Source organism: Pseudoxanthomonas sangjuensis, from assembly GCF_010211755.1.
GTDB classification, from domain to species: Bacteria; Pseudomonadota; Gammaproteobacteria; order Xanthomonadales; family Xanthomonadaceae; genus Pseudoxanthomonas_A; species Pseudoxanthomonas_A sangjuensis.
Genome location: NZ_PDWR01000024.1, coordinates 36337 through 58840 on the forward strand (window position 1 = coordinate 36337; position 22504 = coordinate 58840).

Here is a 22504-nt window from a genome sequence, read left to right on the forward strand (position 1 = left end):
CACGCGCCCCGTTCGCAGACCGCGCAGTGGCGGCGTCGCCTGCCCGCCGATGGCGCCGCACTGCCGGGACCCGCGCGGCAAGGAGCGGTTCGACCCGAACGACGCGCAGCCGCGCCGACAGGCGCCGGCCGGCACCGACATGGCGGCCTGGCACTACTGAGCGCGGCAACGCGTTGCTAGACTCGGGGCATGAACACGTTCCTGCTGCGTCTGTCCTGCCTACTCGTGCTGCCGGCGCTGGCGTCGGCGGCTTTCGCCAACCCGGCCGCCGCCCAGGGCGAACCGGTCGCGACCGTGCGCGTGACCTTCGACCGCAACGGCGTCACCGGCACTACAGTCAGCGGGCTCGCCGACCCCGCAACCGGCCGCGCGATCAGCGCCGACGACCCGGTGCGGATCGCATCGATCTCGAAGCTGGTGGTGTCGATCGGGGTGATGCGGCTGGTCGAGGCGGGCAAGCTGGACCTCGACGCCGACGTGTCCGACACGCTCGGCTACCGGGTGCGCAATCCGAACTTCCCCGACGTGCCGGTCACGCTGCGCCTGCTGCTGTCGCACCGCGCCAGCCTGACCGATGCCGCCGGCTACTGGCAGGTGCCGTTCGACGGCGAGTTCAAGACGCTGCTCGACGACCCGCGCGCGTGGGACAAGGAACACGCGCCGGGCACGTACTGGCGCTACGCCAACATCGGTTTCCCGATCGTCGCCGGGGTGATGGAGCGCGCCACCGGCGAACGCTTCGACCTGCTGATGCAGCGGCTGGTGCTGAAGCCGCTGGGCCTGCACGCCTGCTACGGCTGGCCCAGTTGCGACGAAGCCACCGCCGCGCGCGCCGCGGTGCTGTACGAGGACGGCAAGCCGGTGGTCGACGACAACCAGGGCCGCAAGCCGGCCTGCGGCATCACCAAGGCCAGCGACGGCAGCTGCGACCTGTCGAAGTGGCGCGCCGGCACCAGCTCCAACGTGTTCGGCCCGCAGGGCGGCCTGCGCATCTCGGCGAACGACCTGTCGAAGATCGGTCGCCTGCTGCTGGGCGAAGGCAAGGTGGACGGCGTGCGCCTGCTGTCGCGCAAGTCGGTGCGCACGATGATCGGGCCGGAATGGAGTTACCGGGACGGCAACGGCCTGACGCTGGAGGAAGACGACCCGATCCGCACCAAGGGCGGCTTCACCTGCCGCTACGGCCTGGCCGTGCACACGCTGGCTACCGGCCTGCCCGACTGCGGCGACGACCCGTTCGGCGACGGCGTGCAACGCATCGGCCACAGCGGCAACGCCTACGGCCTGCTCGCCGGCCTGTGGGTCGACCGCAAGACCGGCACCGGCGTGGTGTATTTCGCCACCGGCATGGGCAACGCCGCCCCGGGCAATCGCTCGGCGTTCAGTGCGATCGAGGAGAAGTTGGCACAAGGCAAGTAATTACGCCAATCATTGCTCGACCTCAATGCAGGCTGCCAATCGATGGCACAAAGTCGTAGAACGCTTCAGAAGCCAGTTCCAATCTGCCTAAGCTTGGCTTTTTTGCGGGAATCTTATTTCGCTCGATAGGCGCGAATTCGACTATGTACATACGACTTGGCGCCACTAATTTAGCCGCCATTGGCACGATAAGGTCAACATCACTTTTAAAGGCATCGATGCTAAATAACGCTTCAACTTGGTCCTCGATCTGACTTTTGAGGATATCGTCCGACCTTCCTTTGGCCTCAAGCGCCACAAGAACCTTGCGCTTAGCCAACTGGTTTTGTTCACCTAAGCTTTCTCCGCTCAACCCTCCGAGAAATAGAGAATCGATTTCCGCCCCACGTAGCTTGAGCCCCATTTGCAGATGCGTCAGGCTTTCCATGCCCATCTTAGAAACGATTCCAAGGTGTGTTTCGATTACCCGAAGCCGCACAATCAGCTGCAATAGAAATGTCTCATCCTCTCGCTGAAGTCGCCGCACTTCAGGCGGAAGCTCCAAGGTCTGAATTTCAAAAATCCGGGCAGAACCTGTTGGGTCGGGCCTTTGATAAGAAGGGATTTGCTGATAAAGCTCTCCAATCGGATCGCTCGAATTGACTTGAAGAAACTCAAAACAAGGGCTTGCACCCTTTGGAGTGCCCTTCTGTGCCTTGCCCCCTTTCGCCTGTAACCCAATGAAATTCCGCTTAAGCGCGCTCCAAGGCCATGCCGCACGATAAGATTGCTCGCGGCGCACAATGTCCTTGAAAAAATTAGCTGGATTTTTAGTACTTAGGGCTTTGACCCCTTCTTTCCGGCGCCTATTCGCCCGCTCAATCGCTGATTGAACATCATCCAGAGATACAACCCAAGACAATGGCGAACCGCTTTTCTGCGCCTGCAACCGAAGCGCGAAAAGGGATCGTATAACCCGCTTCTTTTGCGAAGCATCGCCATCTTTCCCCGGAGGGGAGTTTGCTTTTTTGGAATTCTTTTTTGTTGCCATAATATTTGCTGGAGCCCCGAAAAAAGATTCCGTCACCCCGAAATGGACTAGCCGTCCCTCAATGCCCGATCAAGGCGCATTGCAAGCCTCCCCGGCCGTTTCAACTCACACTCCCAAACTATCACAACCTTCCATCCCAGTGCTTTCAGTTGCCTTTGCTTTCGAGCGTCTCGACGCCGATTGCCTTCGATTTTCCCCGCCCAATACGCCTTCCTGGATTTCGGCATCTTGGTCCGCTTACATACATGGCCATGCCAGAAACATCCGTGTACGAAAACCACCGCTTCCCGTCTCGAGAGCACGATATCGGGTGTGCCGGGCAAGCCCTTGCCGTGCAGACGGAATCTGTAACCCATCCGATGCAATAACGACCGGACCGCGATTTCCGGCTTGGTGTTCGCCCCTTTGATCCGGGACATAAGCCAGCTTCTGTGTTCCGGACTGAGCCTGTCCACAACCTACGGCCTCCCATTCTCCGGATTTGAGATCCGTCGCAACGATGATACCCAACGTTCCAGGACGGAACCGTAGAAAAACGGATCTTTACCGATCGCTTTTCCTGTCGCCACCCACTATACTCACTCCCATGATCAGACCCATCGGGATCGACCTCTTTGCCGGAGCGGGCGGGCTTAGCTTGGGCTTCGAACAAGCCGGCTTCGATGTAGTGGCGGCGGTTGAAATCGACCCCGTCCATGCCGCAACCCACGAGTACAACTTTCCGGACTGCGCCGTGATTCCGCGCTCGGTAACCGAACTCACGGGCGCCAAGATCCGGGCTGCGGCCGGCATCGGCTCACAAAAGGTCGACGTAGTGTTCGGCGGCGCCCCGTGCCAAGGCTTCTCCTTGATCGGTCAGCGCGCCCTCGACGACCCCCGCAACTCTTTGGTCAAGGACTTCGTTCGGATCGTTCGCGAGTTGGGCGCGAGTTACTTCGTCTTCGAGAACGTCAAGGGCCTGACGGTCGGCAAGCACCGCAAATTCTTGGACGAGATCATCGAGGAATTCGGGAAAGCCGGTTACGACGTCGTCGAAAGCTGGAAAGTACTCAACGCCTACCAATACGGCGTTCCGCAGGATCGGCAGCGCTTGTTCCTGCTTGGAGCTAAGAAGGGCCTGAAGCTTCCCGAGTACCCGGCCCCGATCACATCAAAGCCTAGTACGACCGGCACCCTACCGAGCGCGCCGACCTGTTCCGATGCCTTGGACGACCTGCCCGATGCCGAGCGTTTCAAACAACTGAACTTCACCGATGAAGTCCGGGTCAAGAAATCCACCAAAGCTAGTGCATACGCGAAGCTCATGCGATGCGATGTACCAGAAGGCTGGGCGTACGGCTACAAGCGGAAATGGGACCCCAACCTGCTGACGTCGAGCATGCGTTCGGAGCACACCGAGATTTCCCGGCGTCGCTTCGCAGCCACCGAACCGGGCAAAGTCGAACCCATCTCGCGGTTCTTCAAGCTCGCCCCGGACGGCGTATCCAACACGCTACGAGCAGGAACCGATTCGGCCCGCGGCGCTTTCACCAGCCCGCGGCCCATCCACTACAAATGGAATCGCTGCATCACAGTCCGCGAAATGGCCCGTCTGCACGGATTTCCGGATTGGTTTCGCTTCAACGAAACGAAATGGCATGGCGCGCGCCAGATTGGCAATGCCGTGCCCCCACCTTTGGCACGCGCCGTCGCCATGCAAGTGATGAAAGCGATGGGCACAAAGCCCAAGCGTCCGACCAAGGAAGTCGCCCTGGGCGACATCGCCTTGCTACGGATGAGCATCGCGGAAGCGGCTGCTTATTGGGGAATACCCAACCCTATCGCGCAACGAGATCGCAAGAGTGGAACCAAGAAGCGAAAACAACACGAAATCGATTCCGCACAAACGGCGCTGACTCTCTAACGGAAAAGCGGCCTTTCGGCCGCTTTTTTGTTTCCTACCCAATCCGAAGATCAAACCCCGATCGGGTTGGCCTTCTCCGGGTCGATCTTGTACTGCTTGATCGCGCGGGCGACGTCCTTGCCGGTCATCTTGCCTTCCTTCGCCAGCGCGGCGATGGCGGCGTGGGCGATGTAGTAGCGGTCGACCTCGAAGAAGCGGCGCAGGTTGGCGCGCGTGTCCGAACGGCCGAAGCCGTCGGTGCCCAGCACCGTGTAGTGGCCCGGCACGAACGCGCGGATCTGGTCGGCGAAGGCGCGCACGTAGTCGGTGGCGGCGATGGCCGGGCCCTGGCGGCCTTCCAGGCACTCGGTGACGTAGGCCTTGCGCGGCTTGTCTTCCGGATGCAGGCGGTTCCAGCGCTCGGCGTCGAAGCCGTCGCGGCGCAGTTCGTTGAAGCTGGGGCAGGACCAGATGTCGGCGGTAACGCCGAAGTCCTTGTCCAGCAGTTCCGCCGCGGCGATGGCTTCGCGCAGGATCGTGCCGCTGCCGAGCAGCTGCACGCGCAGCTCGCCCTTCTTCGGCTTGCCGGCGTCCTTCAGCAGGTACATGCCCTTGATGATGCCGGCCTCCGCACCCGCCGGCATCGCCGGATGGGTGTAGTTCTCGTTCATCAGGGTGATGTAGTAGTACTCGTCGACCTGGTCCTCCAGCATCGCCTTCATGCCGTGCTGCATGATCACGGTGACCTCGTAGCCGAAGGTCGGGTCGTAGCTGCGCACGTTGGGGATGCCGCCGGCGACGACCTGGCTGAAGCCGTCCTCGTGCTGCAGGCCCTCGCCGTTGAGCGTGGTGCGGCCGGCGGTGCCGCCGAGCAGGAAGCCGCGGGTGCGCATGTCCGCCGCCTGCCAGGCGATGTCGCCGACGCGCTGGAAGCCGAACATCGAGTAGTAGATGTAGAACGGCAGCATCGGCACGTCGCTGACCGAGTAGCTGGTGCCGGCGGCCAGCCACGACGCGATCGCGCCCGGCTCGCTGATGCCCTGCTGCAGCACCTGGCCGCTCTGGTCCTCGCGGTAGTACATCAGCTGGTCGGCGTCGACCGGCTTGTACTTCTGCCCGAACGGCGCGTAGATGCCGATCTGGCGGAACATGCCCTCCATGCCGAAGGTGCGCGCCTCGTCGGCGACGATCGGCACGATGCGCGGGCCGACCTCCTTGTCGCGCAGGGCGATGTTCAGCGACTGCACGAAGGCCATGGTGGTGCTGTAGGTGCGTTCGCCGCTGTCCTTGAGCAGGCGCTCGTAGGCCGACAGCGCCGGCACCGCGAACGACTTCGACGCCTTGCGGCGGCGCTGCGGCAGGTAGCCGCCGAGCGCGGCGCGGCGCTCCTTCAGGTACTGGATTTCCGGCGAGTCCTCGCCCGGGTGGTAGAACGGGATCTGCTCGGCCTCTTCCAGCTGCTTGTCGCTGATCGGGATGTTGAAGCGGTCGCGGAACGTGCGCACCGCGTCGTCGTCCAGCTTCTTGGTCTGGTGCGTGGGGTTCAGCGATTCGCCCGACGAACCCATGCCGTAGCCCTTCACGGTCTTGGCCAGGATCACCGTCGGCATGCCGCGGGTGTTGACCGCCGCGTGGTAGGCCGCGTAGACCTTGTGCGGGTCGTGGCCGCCGCGGTTGAGGCGCCAGATGTCGTCGTCGCTCAGGTTGGCGACCATCGCCGCGGTCTCGGGATACTTGCCGAAGAAGTTCGCGCGCGTGTACGCGCCGCCGAACGCCTTGCAGTTCTGGTACTCGCCGTCGACGGTCTCCATCATCAGCTTCCTCAGCACGCCGTTGGTGTCGCGTGCGAGGAGCGGATCCCAGTACGAGCCCCACAGCAGCTTGATCACGTTCCAGCCGCCGCCGCGGAACACGCCTTCCAGTTCCTGGATGATCTTGCCGTTGCCGCGCACCGGGCCGTCGAGGCGCTGCAGGTTGCAGTTGACCACGAAGATCAGGTTGTCGAGGCCCTCGCGCCCGGCCAGCGCGATCGCGCCCAGGCTTTCCGGCTCGTCGGTCTCGCCGTCGCCGAGGAAGCACCAGACCTTGCGGTCGGACTTCTCGATCAGGCCGCGGTGCTCCAGGTACTTCATGAACTGCGCCTGGTAGATCGCGCTCAGCGGGCCCAGGCCCATCGACACGGTCGGGGTCTGCCAGAACTCCGGCATCAACCACGGGTGCGGGTACGAGGAGATGCCCTTGCCGTCGACTTCCATGCGGAAGTTGTCGAGCTGGCTCTCGCTGATGCGGCCCTCGAGGAAGGCGCGCGCGTAGATGCCCGGCGAGCTGTGGCCCTGGATGTAGAGCAGGTCGCCCGGGTGGTTCTCGGACGGCGCGCGCCAGAAGTGGTTGAAGCCGACGTCGTAGAGCGTCGCCGCCGAGGCGAACGAGGCGATGTGGCCGCCGAGGTCGCCGGGCTTGCGGTTGGTGCGGACCACGGTGGCCATCGCGTTCCAGCGGATGATCGAACGCAGGCGCCACTCCAGCTCGGCGTTGCCGGGGCTCTTCGCCTCGAGGTGCGCCGGGATGGTGTTGACGTATTCGGTGGTCGGCGAGAACGGCAGGAAGGCGCCGGCGCGGCGGGTCACCTCGACCATGCCTTCCAGCAGCTGGTGCGCGCGCTGCGGGCCGTCGGTGTCGATCACCGCCTTGATCGACTCGATCCACTCGCGGGTCTCCGCGGGGTTCGGGTCGTTCTGCAACATTTCGGTCAACCAGTTCATTACCACTCCCGATTCGTAGGGCGCCGCCCGGCCCGCCGCCGGCGGCTGTCGTTGTTCATTGGCGAATTCGGGAGTTTAGCGCACGGCGGCGTCCGCCCGAACCCCTACTTGAGTGTATGGAGCACCGCGCCATGCGCCGTCGGCGCAGCCGCATTGGTCTTTCGCCGGTCTTGTCCGTGCGTCGGCCGTCACGGTACGGACCGTTGTTTTGGGCCTATGATCGGCGCGGGACAAATGTGAGATCACGGAATGACGGGGGGCACACCAAGGAGGTCCGGTGCCAGCGGCGCGGCGCCGGAATCCGGCGTGGTGCACTGGCGCGACAGCCTGCACACGCGCATCGCATTGTGGACCGGCGCCATCACCCTGGTGCTGCTGCTGCTGGTCACCGCGGTGGCGGCGGGTTTCGCGCGGCATCTGGTCCTGCAGGACGCCACCACCGGGATCCGCAACGAGGCGCGGGCCGCCGCCAAGCGCGTGGACGACACCCTGCGCACGGTCGCGGTGACCTGCGCCGGCGTTTCCGGCGCGGTTACCGACGCCGAACTGACGCCGGAGCAGCTGACCGCCATGCTGCGGGCGATGGTCCGGGCCACGCCCGGGGCGACCGGGGCGATGCTGGCGCTGGAACCGGTCCGCCCGGGCGAACCGCGTTACGTGCGCCGCATCGGCGGCAACGGCAAGGACACCGACTTCCTCGCCAGCGGCTATCCGTACAAATCCCAGAGCTGGTACCGGCGCACGCTGGCTTCGACGCAGGGCTGGTGGTCGGAGCCGTACTTCAACGAAGCCGCCGGCCGCGTCTGGACCATCACCTACAACCTGCCGGTGCGCGTCGCCGGATCCGGCGACGTGGCCCGCGGCATGGTCAGCATGGACATCCTGCTCGACGGCATCCAGGCGCAGATCGGCGACCTGACCCGGGGACCGGGCCGCCTGGCGTCGGTGGTGGCGCCCGGCGGCCTGGTCGCCATCCATCCCGAGCCCGACGTGGCCCTGCATTACAGCTTCGCCGACTACGTCGACGGGATGGGCCGCAGCGACCTGGCCGCCGCCGCCGCCGCCGTGCGCGCGCGCCGGCCGACCGCCTACCTGCATACCGACCCGCGCAACGGCGTGCGCTGGTTCACCGCGGTCGAACCGATCGGCGACAGCGGCGGCAGCCTGTTGCTGTCGGAAAGCTATGCGCAGATCCTCGGCCACCTGAGGCAGGTACTGACGCTGGTGCTCGCCGGCGGCGCGATCGCCGCGCTGCTGTGCGCGCTGGCGGTGCTGCGGCTGGCGCGCCGGATCAGCCGGCCGGTCGAGGACCTGGCCGAATCGGCCGTCCACCTGGGCAAGGGCGATTACCAATGGCCGGTGCCGCACGGCGCCCGCAACGACGAAGTCGGCCATCTGGCGCGCACCCTCGACCACGCGCGCACCTCGATCCAGCGCCAGCTGGTGGAGATCCGCGAGATGGGCGCGGCGCAGCAGAAACTGGAAAGCGAACTGGCGATCGCCCACGACATCCAGCTGTCGATGCTGGCGCCGCCGAAGACCCTGGCGCGCGGCGCGATGCGGCTGGAGGCGCACGCGACGCTGGAGCCGGCCAAGGCGGTGGGCGGCGATTTCTATGGCTTCTTCGAACGCGGCGACGAACTGTGGTTCGCGATCGGCGACGTGTCCGACAAGGGCGTGCCGGCGGCGCTGTTCATGGCCCGCACCGCGACCGTGCTGGAAGTGGCGGTGCGCACCTCGGCTTCGCCGAGCGCGGTACTGGCCGAGGCGTCGCGGCGGCTGGTCGAAGGCAACGACGCCTGCATGTTCGCCACCGTGCTGTGCGGGCGCATCGACGTGCGCAGCGGCGACTGCATGCTGGCCAACGCCGGCCACGACCCGCCGCTGCTGCTGCGCGCCGACGGCCGCATCGAACGGCCCGGACTCGAAGGCGGGCCGCCGCTGGGCGTGGACGCCAGCGATGCGTTCCCGCCGGCGCAATGCCGGCTGCGGCCCGGCGACAGCCTGGTCGCCTGGACCGACGGCGTCAGCGAGGCCTTCGACGCCGCCAACCGCGCATTCGGCGAGGAACGCCTGCAGGCGGCGCTGCGACCGGGCTATAGTGCGCGCGACAACTGCGCGCGCCTGATCGCCGAAGTCCATGCCTTCGCCGCCGACGCGCCGCAGTCCGACGACATCACCGTGCTGGCGATCCGCCTGCGGGCCGGCACGGCGGGCAACGACAACGACGGGGGTTAATGCGCCATGCTGATACGGCTGATCGTGCCGGGCGAGCACGCCCGGGTCGAAGACCTCAATACCTCGCTCGAGGCGGTGCTGAAGCGCCACAACATCGACCCCGGGGTACGCGGCGACGTGCGCCTGATCGTCGAGGAGCTGGCCAGCAACGCCATCGACTACGGCGGCGCCGACGGCATCGACATGGGCCAGCACGAGCTGTCGGTCCACATCGCCATCGACGGCAACCTGCTCAGCCTGGATTTCCGCGACGGCGGCGCGCCGTTCGATCCGCTGAGCGCGCCGGACCCGGACCTGGACGCCGACATCCTGGACCGGCCGATCGGCGGCCTGGGGCTGTACCTGATCCGGCAGCTCGCCGAGGAGCTGCACTACGAACGCGCCGGCGACTACAACCTGCTGCGCGTGAAACTGCGCATTCCCACGGAGCAAGCCGCATGAGCCTGGACATCCGCATCCTGCCTTCCGACGACAGCTGCCGCCGCGTGGCGCTGGACGGCCGGCTCGACACCCATACCTACCAGTCGCTGGACGAGACGCTCGCGCCGCTGCTGGCCGGCGACGCGACGTCGCTGGTGCTGGACCTGGCCGGGCTCGAATACATCAGCAGCGCCGGCATCCGTTCGATCTTCAAGGCGCGCAAGGCGCTGGCCGGGCGCGGCGGCAAGGTGCTGGTGGTCAACCCGCAGGCGCAGATCCAGAAGGTGTTCGACGTGGTCAAGGCGGTGCCGATGAACGAGATCTTCGCTTCGGCGGCGGAGGCCGACGCCTACCTCGACGCGATGCAGCGCAAGGTGCTCGGCGGCGAGGACGACGACGACGGCTTCGACGACTGACGGCGACGACCCGCGCAATGGACTTCGAGATCGACATCTACCCACCGGTCAACGGCAACCACTACGTGGTGCTGAGCGGCCGCCTGGACAGCGCCGGCCACGCCAGGCTGGACGCGGCCCTGGCGCCGCTGCTGGCCGACGCGACGCCGGCGATGGTGCTGGTGATGGACATGGCGCGGGTCGACTACATCAGCAGCGCCGGGGTGCGTTCGATCCTGCTGGCGCGCAAGCGGCTGGCGCCGGAAGGCCGGGTGCTGGTGGTGCACCCGCAAACGCAGATCCGCAAGGTGCTGGACCTGGTCAAGGCGATCCCGACGAACGAGATCTTCGCCACCACCGCCGAGGCCGACGCCTACATCGATGCGATCCAGCGCGACGTGCTGCGCGGCAGGCACGACGACCACGAGCCGGACTGAGCCGCCGGCGGATCCCGGCCCGCCGGCCCATCCGCCGGAACCGGCGCGTCAGGCGGCACGCGCCTGCAGGTCGGCGAACGCCCTGCGCAACTGGTCGAGGTCGCCCGGCGAGCGGAACTGCATGACGCGCAGGAAATCGGCGAGTTCGTATCCCGGGGCGATCGCGCGCACCCGGCCCATCAGCGCGCGGGCGCGCTCGCGCTGGCCGTCGAGCGCGTAGACGACCGCCGCCGCGAAAAACACATGCAGGTGCGCGTTCGGGTGCAGTATCGCGCTCGCCGCCAGTGCCGCGCCTTCGCCGGTCCTGCCGCCGAGGGCGAAGTTGAGCGCACCGACGATGTGCATCGCGAATATCAGCGGGTCGAAGGGGCTCAGCCGGCGCGCCAGTTCGAGGCATTCGTCCGCCTGCGCCCGCTCCCCCTTCAGCATGTAGACCCAGCCGAGCGTGTAGTGGGCCCCGGCGTAACTCGGATTCAGCGCGGTCGCCCTCCTGAGTTCCTGGATCGACGCCTCGAACTCGCCGCGCAGCAGGCTGGCCCTGCCGAGCGCCCAATGCGCCATCGGGTCGAACGCGTCGGCCGCCACCCCCTGCAGGGCGAGGTCGCGCGCGCGCAGGGCGTCCTCGTCGCGGTCGTGGCTCATGCCCATGTAGACGCGCTGGTAGTGCACGAACGACAGCCCGGCATAGGCGCGCGGCGCCAGCGGGTCGAGCTCGATGGAACGGCGGAAGAAGCGCTCGGCGTGCGCGCACTCGTCGGGGCGGAAGCGGAACATGAAGGCCGCGCCGCGATGGTAGGCGGTCCACGCATCGAGGTTCGCCGACGGCAGCAGCAGCGAACGCTTCTGCTCCGCGCGCTCGACGGCCACCTGCAGCGAACCGACCAGCAGGTCGGCGATCCGCTGCTGGACCTGCATCGCGTCGTCGACCTGTTCGTCGTACCGCTCCGACCACAGCTCGCGCCTGCTTTCGACCTCGGTCAGGGCGACGCTGATCCGCAGCCGCCGGCCGGCCGCCAGCACGGAACCCCGCACGGCGTAGCGGACGCCGAGCTTGCGGCCGATGTCGTGGACGTCGTGCTCGCCCCCGAACTGCGCCGCCGTGCCGCGCGCGATCACGAACAGCGCACCGGAGCGGCCGATACCGGTGGTGACGTCGGTGGTCATCCCCTGCGCGAGGATGCCCGCCTGCGACGGATCCCCGATCGGCTGGAACGGCAGCACGACGATGGAGGGTTCGCTCGGCAGCGGCAGGTGCGCGGCTTCCGTCGCGTCGGCGTGCGCCTCGCGCAGGTCGTGGCCCAGGGCGATGGATCCGGAAGCCTCGACATCGGCGACAAACCGGTAGCCGGTGCGCTGGACCGTCCTGATGACCGACTGCGCGCTGCCGTCGTCGCCCACGGCGGCGCGCGCCATCCTGACCCGGACGCTCAGCGCACTGTCGGAAACGATGCGATCGCCCCAGACGTGCCGGAGGAGTTCGTCGCGCGACACGACGCGGTCGCGGTTCTCGATGAGGTGGATGAGCACGGCGAGGACCTGCGGCTCCAGCGCGACCCGTTGCCCCGCCCGCCACAGCTCGAGCCGGCTGGTATCGACGCTGCATTGGCCGAATCGGTACAGCACGGCGTGTCGCCTCCGCTGCAACAGCCTCGCAAGGATTGTCCATCGCCTCCGGAAACTTCACCGGATCCTCACCGGTTCTTCATGTCGCCGCCGACCGCCGGCCGAAGAATCGGCGCACGTATGGAGCACCTGACCCAACCGGAGGAGACGACATGGAACCGATCTATCGGAAACAGAACGCAACGCGCGATCCCGGCCGGACATCGCCTGCCCCGCCGCGGCCGCGCCGCAGCCTGCTCGTCTTCGGCTGCGCCGTCGCCCTGTGCAGCGCCGGCACGGCCCGCGCCGATGCCGTGACCGACTGGAACGCAGTTGCCAACCAGGCTACCGCCCTGCCCCTGCCGGCGAAACTGCGCGCCATGGCCATGGTGCAGATCGCCGTGCACGACGCACTCAACGCCATCGACCCGCGCTACGCCAGATACAGCCCGGGGCCCGGCGCCGCCGCGGGCGCGCTGCCCGAAGCCGCCGTGGCCGCGGCCGCCCACGACGTCCTGCGCGCCGTTGCGCCGGCCGCCCAGCAAGGCGCGGTCGAGATCGCCTACGCCAACGCGCTCAGCGGCCTGTCCGGCTGCCCGGGCTCGATGGCCTGCCAGAACGGCATCGCCGCGGGCCAGGCGGCCGCTGCCGCGATCCTCGCCGAGCGCAGCAACGACGGTTCGGCGAATCCTCCGCACCTGCCCTATATCGAGGCGCCGGCGCCGGGCACCTATCAGGTGACGCTCGACATGCCGGCGCCGGGCGTTCCCGCCTTCGCCAACTGGGTCAATGTCCGGCCGTTCACCATCGGCGACTCGGTCGTCTTCCACGGGATGTTCCGTGCGCCGGACTCGGACCTGCGGAACCTGACCAGCAAGACCTACACCGTCGACTACGCGCAGGTGAAGGCGTTCGGCTCGAAGCCGATCCGCGCCGCCTCGCCCAATTCCAGCAAGAGCAGGATCGCGCGCTTCTGGTACGGCAGCGCCGGCGCCGACTGGGCCACCACCGCCCGCGGCATCGTCGAAGGCCGCGGCCTCGACCTGTGGCAGCACGCCCGGCTGTTCGCGCTGCTGGCGATCGCCCAGGCCGACGTGCCGGTCTCGGTGTTCGAGAGCAAGTACCACTACACCTTCTGGCGACCGGTGACGGCGATCCGCTGGCTCGACGACGGCAATCCGGACACCGAGCCGGATCCGTCCTGGACGCCCTACCTGGTCACCCCGCCGTACCCGGACTATCCGTGCGGCACGCCGATGCTGGCCGGCGCGGGCACCGAAATCCTGCGCGACTTCTTCGGCACCGACAACCTGCGCTGGACCGCCACGTCCAACTTCCCCGGCCAGCCGGGCGTGCCGGCCGGCCCGGTCACCCAGAGCTACAAGACGTTCTCGGAAGCGGCCGACGAAGCGGCGATGGCCCGCGTCTACGCCGGCATCCACTTCGGCACCGGCTGCAACGTCGGCGTCGACCAGGGCGAGAAGATCGCGCGCTACGCGTTCGACCACCTGCTGCGGCCGCTTTGACCGGCACGTGCCGGGCCGCGCGGGGACGCGGGGCCCGGCATCGGGGCATCGGAACGAACAGCGACCCGACGGTTCGTTTTCCGGAAGGCAAAGGCCCGCTTGCCGAAGCACTTCCCGGCAGCGGCGCGGCTGGTCAAGCCGCTGCCGCGCCACCCCCGCAAGCTTGCGCGATCAGCCCTGCTTCTGCTGCTTGCGGATCTGCGCGTCCACCGCGGCGATCGCGGTCATGTTGACCACGCGGCGCGGGGTGGCGCTGTTGGTCAGGATGTGCACCGGCTTGGAGATGCCCATCAGGATCGGGCCGATCGCCACGCCGTCGGTCACCACCCGCACCAGGTTGTAGGCGATGTTGGCCGCGTCGATGTTCGGCAGCACGAACAGGTTGGCGCGGCCCTTCAGCGTGCTGTCCGGCATGATCCGCTGCCGCAGCGCCTCGTCCCACGCGGTGTCGCCCTGCATCTCGCCGTCGACGTTGAGGTCGGGCTTGCGCTGCAGCAGGATCTCGCGGACCTTGCGCATCTTCACCGCGCCGGCCGAGTCGTGGCTGCCGAAGTTGCTGAACGACAGCAGCGCCACCTTCGGCTCGATGCCGAACAGCTTCAGCCGGTACGAGGCCTGCAGCGTCGCCTCGGCCAGCTGTTCCGGGCTCGGGTCGTCCTGCACGTGGGTGTCGACGAAGAAGAACGCGCCCTGGTCGTTGATCACCCCGGTCATCGCCGAGGTCGAGGTCACGCCGCGGTCCAGCGGGATCACGCTGCGCACGTAACCCAGCTTCTTGTGGAAGCGGCCGACGATGCCGCTGAGCATCGCGTCGGCCTCGCCGCGCGCGACCATCACCGCGGCGATCAGCGCGGTGCGCGAGCGCATCAGGTTCTTCGCGCCGGACGGGGTGACGCCGCGGCGCGCGGTCAGCTGGTGGTAGTACTGCCAGTATTCGTTGAAGCGCGGGTCGTCGTCCTGGTTGGTCAGCTCGAAGTCCACGCCCGCCTTCAGGCGCAGGCCCAGGCGCTGGATCCGCGACTCGATCACGTCCGGGCGGCCGATCAGGATCGGGAAGGCCAGGCCCTCGTCGACCACGGTCTGCACGCCGCGCAGCACGTTCTCCTCCTCGCCCTCGGCGTAGACCACGCGCTGCTTGTCCGAGCGCGCCTGCTCGTACACCGGCTTCATCATCAGGCTGGTGCGGTGGACGAACTGGCCGAGCTTCTCGCGGTACGCGCGCATGTCGGCGATCGGGCGCGTGGCGATGCCCGAATCCATCGCCGCCTGCGCCACCGCCGCCGACAGCTCGACCAGCAGGCGCGGGTCGAACGGGCGCGGGATCAGGTATTCGGGGCCGAAGCACGGCGCCTCGCCGGCATAGGCCGCGCCGAGGTCGGAGGATTCGCGCTTGGCCAGCGCGGCGATCGCGCGCACGCAGGCGATCTTCATCGCCTCGTTGATCTCGGTGGCGCCCACGTCGAGCGCGCCGCGGAACAGGTACGGGAAGCAGAGGACGTTGTTGATCTGGTTCGGGTAGTCGGAGCGGCCGGTGCCGATGATCGCGTCGGGCCGCGCCTGCTTCGCCGCTTCCGGGGTGATCTCCGGGGTCGGGTTGGCCAAGGCCAGGATGATCGGCCGGTCGGCCATCTTCGCGACCATCTCCGGCTTGAGGATGCCGCCGGCGGACAGGCCGAGGAAGATGTCGGCGCCATCGACGATCTCCTCGAGCGTGCGCTTGTCGGTGTCGCGGGCGTAGCGGCGCTTCTCCGGGTCGAGGTCGGCGCGGCCGCTGTGGATCACCCCGCCGCGGTCGTAGGCCAGCACGTTGGCCGGGTCCAGGCCCAGCGACACCAGCATGTTGACGCAGGACACGCCGGCCGCGCCCATGCCGGTGGTGGCCAGCTTGACCTTGCCGATGTCCTTGCCGACCACTTCCAGCGCGTTGAGCACCGCGGCGCCGACGATGATCGCGGTGCCGTGCTGGTCGTCGTGGAACACCGGGATGTTCAAGCGTTCGCGCAGCTTGCGTTCGACGATGAAGCACTCCGGCGCCTTGATGTCCTCCAGGTTGATGCCGCCGAAGGTCGGTTCCAGCGAAGCGATGATGTCGACCAGCTTGTCCGGGTCCTTCTCGGCGATCTCGATGTCGAACACGTCGATGCCGGCGAACTTCTGGAACAGCACGCCCTTGCCTTCCATCACCGGCTTGCCGGCCAGCGGGCCGATGTCGCCGAGGCCGAGCACCGCGGTGCCGTTGCTGACCACCGCGACCAGGTTGCCGCGCGCGGTGTAGTCGCTGGCGGCTTTCGGGTCGGCGGCGATTTCCTCGCAGGCGTAGGCCACGCCCGGCGAATACGCCAGCGACAGGTCGCGCTGGGTGACCATGGCCTTGGTCGGCGCGACCTTGATCTTGCCGGCGGGCGCCTGGCGGTGGTAGTCGAGTGCGGCCTGCTTGAAATCGTCCTGCGGCTGGGACATCGGGTGGTATTCGAATGGATGGACGTTCGATTCTACGGGATGCGCCCGGCCAAGGTTGCTGCGTCGCGTCGCATCCGGCGACTTTGCACCTTCAATCCGCGTCGAACCTGCGCGGATCTCCGGACACGGCCGGGTCCGGCGCGGCAACCAGTCCGGTCGGCATGCCGTCCAGTGCCCGCGCCAGCGCGCCGCGGTCCAGCGCGCCCTCCCAGCGCGCGACCACCACGGTGGCCACGGCATTTCCGATGAAATTGGTCAGCGAGCGGCATTCGCTCATGAAGCGGTCGACGCCGAGGATCAGCGCCATGCCGGCGACCGGCACTTCCGGCACCACCGCCAGCGTCGCCGCCAGGGTGATGAAGCCGGCGCCGGTGACGCCGGCCGCGCCCTTCGAACTGAGCATCGCCACCAGCAGCAGCGCGATCTGGTGGCCGAGAGTGAGGTGGGTGTCGGTGGCCTGGGCGATGAACAGCGCGGCCAGGGTCATGTAGATGTTGGTGCCGTCGAGGTTGAACGAATAGCCGGTCGGCACCACCAGCCCGACCACTGGCTTGGCGCAGCCGGCCTGCTCCATCTTCTCCATCAGCGACGGCAGCGCCGATTCCGACGACGACGTGCCCAGCACCAGCAGCAGTTCGGCCTTCAGGTAGCGGATCAGCTTCAGCACCGAGAACCCGCACAACCGCGCCACCGCGCCGAGGACCACCAGCACGAACAGCAGCGAGGTCAGGTAGAACGCGCCGACCAGCCAGGCCAGGTTGGCCAGCACTTCCAGCCCGTACTTGCCGATGGTGAAGGCGATCGCGCCGAACGCGCCGATCGGCGCGGCCTTCATCAGGATGTGCACCAGCCCGAACACCGGCGCGACCAGCGCGTTGAGGAACGCGGCGACCGGGCGGCCGCGCTCGCCGGTCAGCGCCAGCGCGATCCCGAACAGCACCGCGACGAACAGCACCTGCAGGATGTTGTCGCCGACCAGCGGGCTGAGCAGGGTCCTCGGGATGATGTCCATCGCGAAGCCGACCAGGGTCAGCTCGTGCGACTTGCTGACGTAACCGCTGACCGCGCTCTGGTCGAGGTCGGCGACGCCGACGTGCATGCCGGCGCCCGGCTGCACCGCGTGCGCGACCAGCAGGCCGACCACCAGCGCCAGCGTCGAGAAGAACAGGAAATACGCCATCGCCCTGGCGAACACCCGCCCGACCGTGCGCAGCTGGGCCATGCCGGAGATGCCGGTGACGATGGTCAGGAAGATCACCGGGCCGATGATCATCTTCACCAGCTTGATGAAGGCGTCGCCCAGCGGCTTCATCGACTCGCCGAGCGCGGGCTGGAAATGCCCGAGCAGCGCGCCCAGCACGATCGCGGCCAGCACCTGGAAATACAGGTGGCGGTAGAACGGCGGTTTGGCGGCCGGGACGTCGGTCGGATGCATCGGAATTTCCGTGGAATGGGGCGCGTGCCGCACGCTTCGCAGCCAGGCTGCCGTTGTACCGTGCCGCAGGCTTCGCGCCTAGCCCGCGCCGGCCGGCGCGGCGCCGGCGGCGTCCTGCAGCTTGTCCATGCGGATGCGGTTGGCGAACAGCGAGAACGCCAGCATTCCAGCCAGCCCGCTGGCGCGCTCGGCCCACGGCGGCAGCCAGCGCGGCGGCGCCAGCGCGCCGGATTCGAACAGCGGCGCGAACGCGCGCGCGTCGCCCAGGGTCATCTTGCCGGCGAACAGCCAGCGGCACAGCGGCAGCCGGTCCTGCTGCAGGCACTGGCGGAAGAAGGTGTGCACGTTGACCAGGCCGCGCAGGTACACGGTGTCCTTGGTGAAGGCCGCGCCGCCCCCGACCGGCACGCCGCGGAACACGCGCTGCGCCGAGGCGAAGCTTTCGGCGTCGTTCTGCCCGGCGTCGCGGAAGTAGCGGAACACCTGCACGAAGTCGGCGCCGTCCAGCGCCATCGCGATCGCCTCGATGCGCAGGCTGATCCGCTTCATCCGCGCGATGTCGATGCTGCCGGTGATCTGTTCGGCGAAGGTCGCCAGCCCTTCCTGGGTTTCGGTGGCGCGCGGCGACGACAGCGCCAGGCTCGGCAGATTCGCCTGTTCGCGGCCGTTGAGCGCGGTCAGCGAATGCACCAGCGCCTCGTGGTGGAACAGCTGGCGGCGGTCGTAGTCGCCGAACGCGGCGCCGTGGCGCAGGCGGATGCGGGTCGCGCTGGCCGCGGCTTTGGCGATCAGGTCGGGGTCGAGTTCGACCGTGATGACGCGACCGTCGAAGAAGTCGTCGAGGTCGGCCTGCAGCTGCAGTTGCAGCGCGGTCGCCGACACCGGCACCTGCTCTTCCGGGGCGAGCAGTTCGCGGTCGAGCTCGCCGGCGATCTGGATGAAGTGCCGCGCCGCCTCGCGCGTGCTCGGGCCGTTGCCCGGCAGCGGCTGGTCGGGGCGGCCGAACAGCGCGACCGAAAGCGCGCCGGCCCGCGGCGTGCCGAGGTTCTCGAGCAGCTGCGCGGCCAGGTTCCACTGCCGCGCCGACTCGGCGATGTAGGCGCCGAGCGGATGCGCCGGGTCGGCGGCGGCGGCCACCGCGTCCAGCTCGCGGCGGGCGTCGGCGAAGTCGAGCCGGGGATATTCGATCCGCGGCAGCCGGGGCTCGCCGCCCGGCGAGGCGGCGAGGAAAGCCTGCTGCGCGCTCGCCGGCCAGCTGGCCAGGCCGAGCAGCTTGATCCCACGCGCGGCCTTGACCATGCGCGCGTCGAGCGCGGCGTGGCGGGCGATGCCGGGGTCAGTGCTTGCCATACTTCTCGTCCAGCCGCTTGTGCAGCGCCTTGCCCTGCACTTTCGCCTCCTGCTTCTGCGCCAGGCGCGTTGCCAGCTTGTCGGCCGCGCCGGCGATCTCGTCGCGCAGCTTCAGGTAGTTGGCCAGCCGGCCGGCATCGAGCTCGCCGCGCTCGACCGCCGCGCGCACCGCGCAGCCGGGTTCGCTGCGGTGCGTGCAGTCGCGGAACCTGCACTGCGTGGCCAGTTCCTCGATATCGGCGAAGCCGCCCTCGGCCATTTCCTCCTCGCCGGTCGGCTTGAGTTCGCGCATGCCCGGCGTATCGATCAGGCAGGCGCCGGAAGGCAGCGCGATCAGCGCGCGGTGGGTGGTGGTGTGGCGGCCGCGCGAATCGGATTCGCGCACCGCGCCGGTCTTCATCTTCTCGGCGCCGAGCAGGGTGTTGGTCAGCGTCGACTTGCCGGCGCCGGACGAGCCGACCAGCACCACGCTCCTGCCTTCGCCGAGCCATGGATCCAGCACGGCGACGCTGTCGCGGTCCTTCGCGTTCACCGCGAACACCGGCGCGCCGAGCTTCGACAATTCCGCGAGCGCCGTGGCGGCATCGCCCTTGTCGGCCTTGGTCAGCACGATCACCGGCTGCGCGCCGCCGCCGCCGACCAGCAACAGGTAGCGCTCGATGCGGCGCGGATTGAAGTCGTCGTCGAGCCCGGACACGACGAACACCGCATCGATGTTCGCCGCGATCACCTGCTGGTGGTAATGCTCGCCGGCAGCGCCGCGCTTGATCGCCGTGCGCCGCGGCAACACCGCGACGATCTTCCTGCCCTCGAGCAGCACCCAGTCGCCGACCGCGGCGCGTTCATGGTTCGGGAAGCGCGGGCGCATCCATTCCGGCGGCGACTCGGCGCGGATCGCGCTGTCCGGCGCGTCGGCGACCACGTAACCCGAACGGTGCTGTTCGATCACCCGCGCCGGCCGGGCACCGGGATGGGCGGCTGACACCGCTTCCCATTCCGGACTGCCTTCCGGCGCCGCGAACGGCCAGCCGATGCGGCGCAGGGGGGCGGTGGAGGCGACCGGGAATGGGGGCATGCCCGCGATTCTAATGTCCGATGCAACCAAAACCTTGCGACGACGGGATTTCCTATAGAATCCGGGCATTTCCACGTCTTCGCCCCGCCGCAAGGCCCGCCATGCCCACGCCGCCGCCCAAACCGCTCGCCACCCGCGAGCGCCTGTCCGAAGTCCGCTACGAGATCCGCGGCGAACTGGCCCGGCGAGCCCGCGAGCTCGAGGCGCAGGGCCGCAAGCTGATCAAGCTGAACATCGGCAATCCCGGCGCCTTCGGCTTCCGCGCGCCCGAGCACCTGCAGCGCGCGATCGCCGACGACATGGACCGCACCGACCCGTACACCCACCAGCAGGGCCTGCCGCAGGCGCGCGAGGCGATCGCCGCCTACTACGCGCGGCGCGGCGCGCCCGACGCGACCGCCGACCGCGTGTTCGTCGGCAACGGCGTCAGCGAACTGATCGACCTGGCGCTGCGCGCGCTGCTGAACCCCGGCGACGAGGTGCTGCTGCCGTCGCCCGACTACCCGCTGTGGTCGGCGGCGACGATCCTCAACGACGGCCGCCCGGTCTACTACAGCTGCGACGCCGACAACGGCTTCCTGCCCGACCCGGCGCAGATCGAGGCGCGCGTGTCCTCGCGTACCCGCGCGATCGTGCTGATCAACCCGAACAACCCGACCGGCGCCAACTACCCGCGCGAACTGCTCGAACGCATCGTCGCGATCGCCGCCAAGCACAACCTGCTGCTGCTGGTCGACGAGATCTACGACCAGGTGCTGTACGACGGCGCGCGGTTCCAGCCGCTCGCCCCGCTCGCCGGCGACGTGCCGTGCCTGACCTTCAGCGGCCTGAGCAAGGTGCACCGCGCCTGCGGCTGGCGCGTGGGCTGGGCGCTGCTGTCCGGCGCGAAGGAAACCGTCTCCGAGTTCCAGCACGCGATGGACCTGCTCGGCGCGCTGCGCCTGTGCGCCAACGTGCCGGGCCAGTACGCGATCGAGGCCGCGGTCAACGGCCCCGACACCATCGGCGCGCTGTGTTCGCCCGGCGGTCGCCTGTACGAAACCCGGCGCGCGGTGATCGAGGCCTGCGCCGCCAGCGAGCACCTGGAGCTGGTCGCCCCGGCCGGCGCGCTGTACGCGTTCCCGGCGGTGGTCGGCGCGGCGGCGAAGGGCTTCGACGACCACGACTTCGCGCTGGAACTGATGGAAAGCGAAGGCGTGCTGGTCGTGCCCGGCTCCAGCTTCAACGTGCCGTACCGCAACCATTTCCGCGTCACCCTGCTGCCGGAAGCGGCGACGATGCGCGAAGTGTTCGCCCGCATCGACCGCGTGCTGGCGCGGCGCGCGGAGGCGGCGACCAAGGTGGTGCAGATCAAGGCCAAGTCGAAGTCGGCGGCGTAACCTCTGGATAGCGTGGCCACGTCGTCCATTGCAACCGGCGGCCTGGGTGATCGCGTCATCAAGGTCAACCACGCCGGCGAACACGGTGCGATCAACATTTATTCCGGCCAGATCCTGATGGCCCGGCTCACTGCCCCGGACCTCGTCAACGAGCTTCGGGAGTTCCGCTCTCATGAGCAGAGACACCTCGGCATCTTCGGCACCGAACTGCGTCGACGAAACAAACCTCGCTGCCGGAGTTACTGGCTGTGCGGGTTCGGCGGCTATGTGCTTGGCCTAGCTACCGGACTCTTCGGCCGCAATGCCATTGCGGCAACAAGCGTCGCGGTCGAAAGCGTCGTGCTTCGCCATCTCGAACGGCAGATCGCCGACCTCCGCGAAGACGATCCGGAAGCGGTTGTCGCCATTTCCGCCATCGTTGCCGAGGAGCAACAGCACCACGACCTGTCAGCATCCCATTTGCAGGCCAATGGCTTCTGGTCATGGATAATCACACCACTCGTTTCTGCATCCACAGAAACGGTGATCTGGCTGGGCATGCGGCTATGACGAACCCTATTTCGGCTCGGGCGGTGAGCCTGTCCTACCTCGCCCTCGGCGACTCCTACACCATCGGCGAAGGCGTCGACGCATCCGGCCGCTGGCCGGTGCAACTGGCGAAGGCACTGCGCGCCGAAGGCGTCGCCGTCGCCGACCCGCACGTCCTCGCGCAGACCGGCTGGACCACCGACGAACTCGACGCCGCGATCGACGACGCCGAGCCCTCGTTCGACGAATACGACCTCGTCAGCCTGCTGGTCGGCGTCAACAACCAGTACCGCGGCCGGCCGCTCGACGAATACCGGCGGCAGTTCGCCGCCCTGCTCGACCGCGCGACCGGCTTCGCCGGCGGGCGCGCCGGGCGCGTGATCGTGCTGTCGATCCCCGACTGGGGCGCCACCCCGTTCGCGGCGGACGACGCGCGCGGCGCGGAACGGATCGGCGCCGAGATCGATGCCTTCAACGCCGCCGCGCGCGACATCTGCGCAGCCGCCGGCATCGCCTTCGTCGACATCACCCCGGTCAGCCGCGCGCGCGGCTGACCGGGGTGATGT

17 protein-coding genes and 1 pseudogene are annotated in these 22504 nt (G+C 68.0%); 10 read left to right on the forward strand and 8 right to left on the reverse strand.

Annotated elements, in window-relative coordinates:
• Positions 1–189 precede the first annotated feature (189 nt).
• Complete coding sequence (locus CSC71_RS12330; RefSeq protein ID WP_162374676.1) at positions 190–1419, forward strand: serine hydrolase domain-containing protein; 1230 nt, start codon at positions 190–192, stop codon at positions 1417–1419.
• Positions 1420–1441: 22 nt separating this feature from the next.
• On the opposite strand, the gene CSC71_RS12335 is transcribed toward CSC71_RS12330, so the two are convergent.
• Positions 1442–2449 (reverse strand): hypothetical protein, encoded by a 1008-nt coding sequence (locus CSC71_RS12335; protein ID WP_162374677.1) that lies wholly within the window; start codon positions 2447–2449, stop codon positions 1442–1444.
• A gap of 47 nt (positions 2450–2496) precedes the next feature.
• Positions 2497–2904: a very short patch repair endonuclease gene (locus tag CSC71_RS12340; protein WP_162374678.1), complete on the reverse strand. Its 408-nt coding sequence runs from the start codon at positions 2902–2904 to the stop codon at positions 2497–2499.
• A gap of 131 nt (positions 2905–3035) precedes the next feature.
• On the opposite strand from CSC71_RS12340, the gene CSC71_RS12345 reads away from it, so the two are divergent.
• On the forward strand, positions 3036–4352 hold the full coding sequence (locus CSC71_RS12345; RefSeq protein WP_162374679.1) for a DNA cytosine methyltransferase: 1317 nt from the start codon (positions 3036–3038) through the stop codon (positions 4350–4352).
• A gap of 50 nt (positions 4353–4402) precedes the next feature.
• Here the strand turns inward: CSC71_RS12345 and aceE are convergent, their stop codons facing one another.
• Complete coding sequence (gene aceE / locus CSC71_RS12350; RefSeq protein WP_162374680.1) at positions 4403–7093, reverse strand: pyruvate dehydrogenase (acetyl-transferring), homodimeric type; 2691 nt, start codon at positions 7091–7093, stop codon at positions 4403–4405.
• Between the two features lie 249 nt (positions 7094–7342).
• On the opposite strand from aceE, the gene CSC71_RS12355 reads away from it, so the two are divergent.
• The 4 genes from CSC71_RS12355 to CSC71_RS12370 are packed head-to-tail and all read left to right on the forward strand — an operon-like array spanning position 7343 to position 10583.
• The gene (locus CSC71_RS12355; protein ID WP_162374681.1) at positions 7343–9331 is read left to right on the forward strand and encodes a SpoIIE family protein phosphatase; all 1989 of its coding nucleotides are present in this window, start codon (positions 7343–7345) and stop codon (positions 9329–9331) included.
• Between the two features lie 6 nt (positions 9332–9337).
• Positions 9338–9772 (forward strand): ATP-binding protein, encoded by a 435-nt coding sequence (locus CSC71_RS12360; protein WP_162374682.1) that lies wholly within the window; start codon positions 9338–9340, stop codon positions 9770–9772.
• Positions 9769–10167, forward strand: coding sequence for an STAS domain-containing protein (locus CSC71_RS12365; protein WP_162374683.1), 399 nt, complete (start codon positions 9769–9771; stop codon positions 10165–10167). The genes CSC71_RS12360 and CSC71_RS12365 overlap by 4 nt, the downstream gene beginning before the upstream one ends.
• Positions 10168–10184: 17 nt before the next feature.
• Complete coding sequence (locus tag CSC71_RS12370) at positions 10185–10583, forward strand: STAS domain-containing protein (RefSeq protein WP_162374684.1); 399 nt, start codon at positions 10185–10187, stop codon at positions 10581–10583.
• A 48-nt stretch (positions 10584–10631) separates the two neighbouring features.
• On the opposite strand, the gene CSC71_RS12375 is transcribed toward CSC71_RS12370, so the two are convergent.
• Positions 10632–12206, reverse strand: a complete 1575-nt coding sequence (locus tag CSC71_RS12375; protein WP_162374685.1) for a winged helix-turn-helix domain-containing tetratricopeptide repeat protein — start codon at positions 12204–12206, stop codon at positions 10632–10634.
• Between the two features lie 152 nt (positions 12207–12358).
• Here CSC71_RS12375 and CSC71_RS12380 point away from each other — a divergent pair, with 152 nt between their 5' ends.
• Positions 12359–13711, forward strand: a complete 1353-nt coding sequence (locus CSC71_RS12380; protein WP_162374686.1) for a vanadium-dependent haloperoxidase — start codon at positions 12359–12361, stop codon at positions 13709–13711.
• 171 nt (positions 13712–13882) lie between these two features.
• Here the strand turns inward: CSC71_RS12380 and CSC71_RS12385 are convergent, their stop codons facing one another.
• The 4 genes from CSC71_RS12385 to rsgA all read right to left on the reverse strand — a co-directional run bounded on the left by CSC71_RS12385 (position 13883) and on the right by rsgA (position 20031).
• Positions 13883–16171, reverse strand: coding sequence for an NADP-dependent malic enzyme (locus CSC71_RS12385; RefSeq protein ID WP_162374687.1), 2289 nt, complete (start codon positions 16169–16171; stop codon positions 13883–13885).
• A 91-nt stretch (positions 16172–16262) separates the two neighbouring features.
• Positions 16263–17606, reverse strand: coding sequence for a dicarboxylate/amino acid:cation symporter (locus CSC71_RS12390; protein ID WP_162374688.1), 1344 nt, complete (start codon positions 17604–17606; stop codon positions 16263–16265).
• 78 nt (positions 17607–17684) lie between these two features.
• The gene (locus CSC71_RS12395) at positions 17685–18956 is read right to left on the reverse strand and encodes a flavohemoglobin expression-modulating QEGLA motif protein (RefSeq protein WP_162374689.1); all 1272 of its coding nucleotides are present in this window, start codon (positions 18954–18956) and stop codon (positions 17685–17687) included.
• Positions 18943–20031 carry a ribosome small subunit-dependent GTPase A gene (gene rsgA, locus CSC71_RS12400; protein WP_162374690.1) on the reverse strand — a complete coding sequence of 363 codons (1089 nt, stop codon included), beginning with the start codon at positions 20029–20031 and terminating at the stop codon, positions 18943–18945. Before rsgA ends, CSC71_RS12395 begins: the two co-directional genes overlap by 14 nt.
• Before the next feature lie 101 nt (positions 20032–20132).
• On the opposite strand from rsgA, the gene CSC71_RS12405 reads away from it, so the two are divergent.
• The 3 genes and pseudogenes from CSC71_RS12405 to CSC71_RS12415 form a co-directional block, all read left to right on the forward strand.
• Positions 20133–21410: a pyridoxal phosphate-dependent aminotransferase gene (locus CSC71_RS12405; RefSeq protein WP_162374691.1), complete on the forward strand. Its 1278-nt coding sequence runs from the start codon at positions 20133–20135 to the stop codon at positions 21408–21410.
• A gap of 12 nt (positions 21411–21422) precedes the next feature.
• On the forward strand, positions 21423–21959 hold the full coding sequence (locus CSC71_RS12410; protein WP_162374692.1) for a demethoxyubiquinone hydroxylase family protein: 537 nt from the start codon (positions 21423–21425) through the stop codon (positions 21957–21959).
• Positions 21960–21982: 23 nt separating this feature from the next.
• Positions 21983–22489 (forward strand): annotated as a pseudogene (locus CSC71_RS12415) (GDSL-type esterase/lipase family protein); the annotation flags it as partial.
• Positions 22490–22504: the final 15 nt, after the last annotated feature.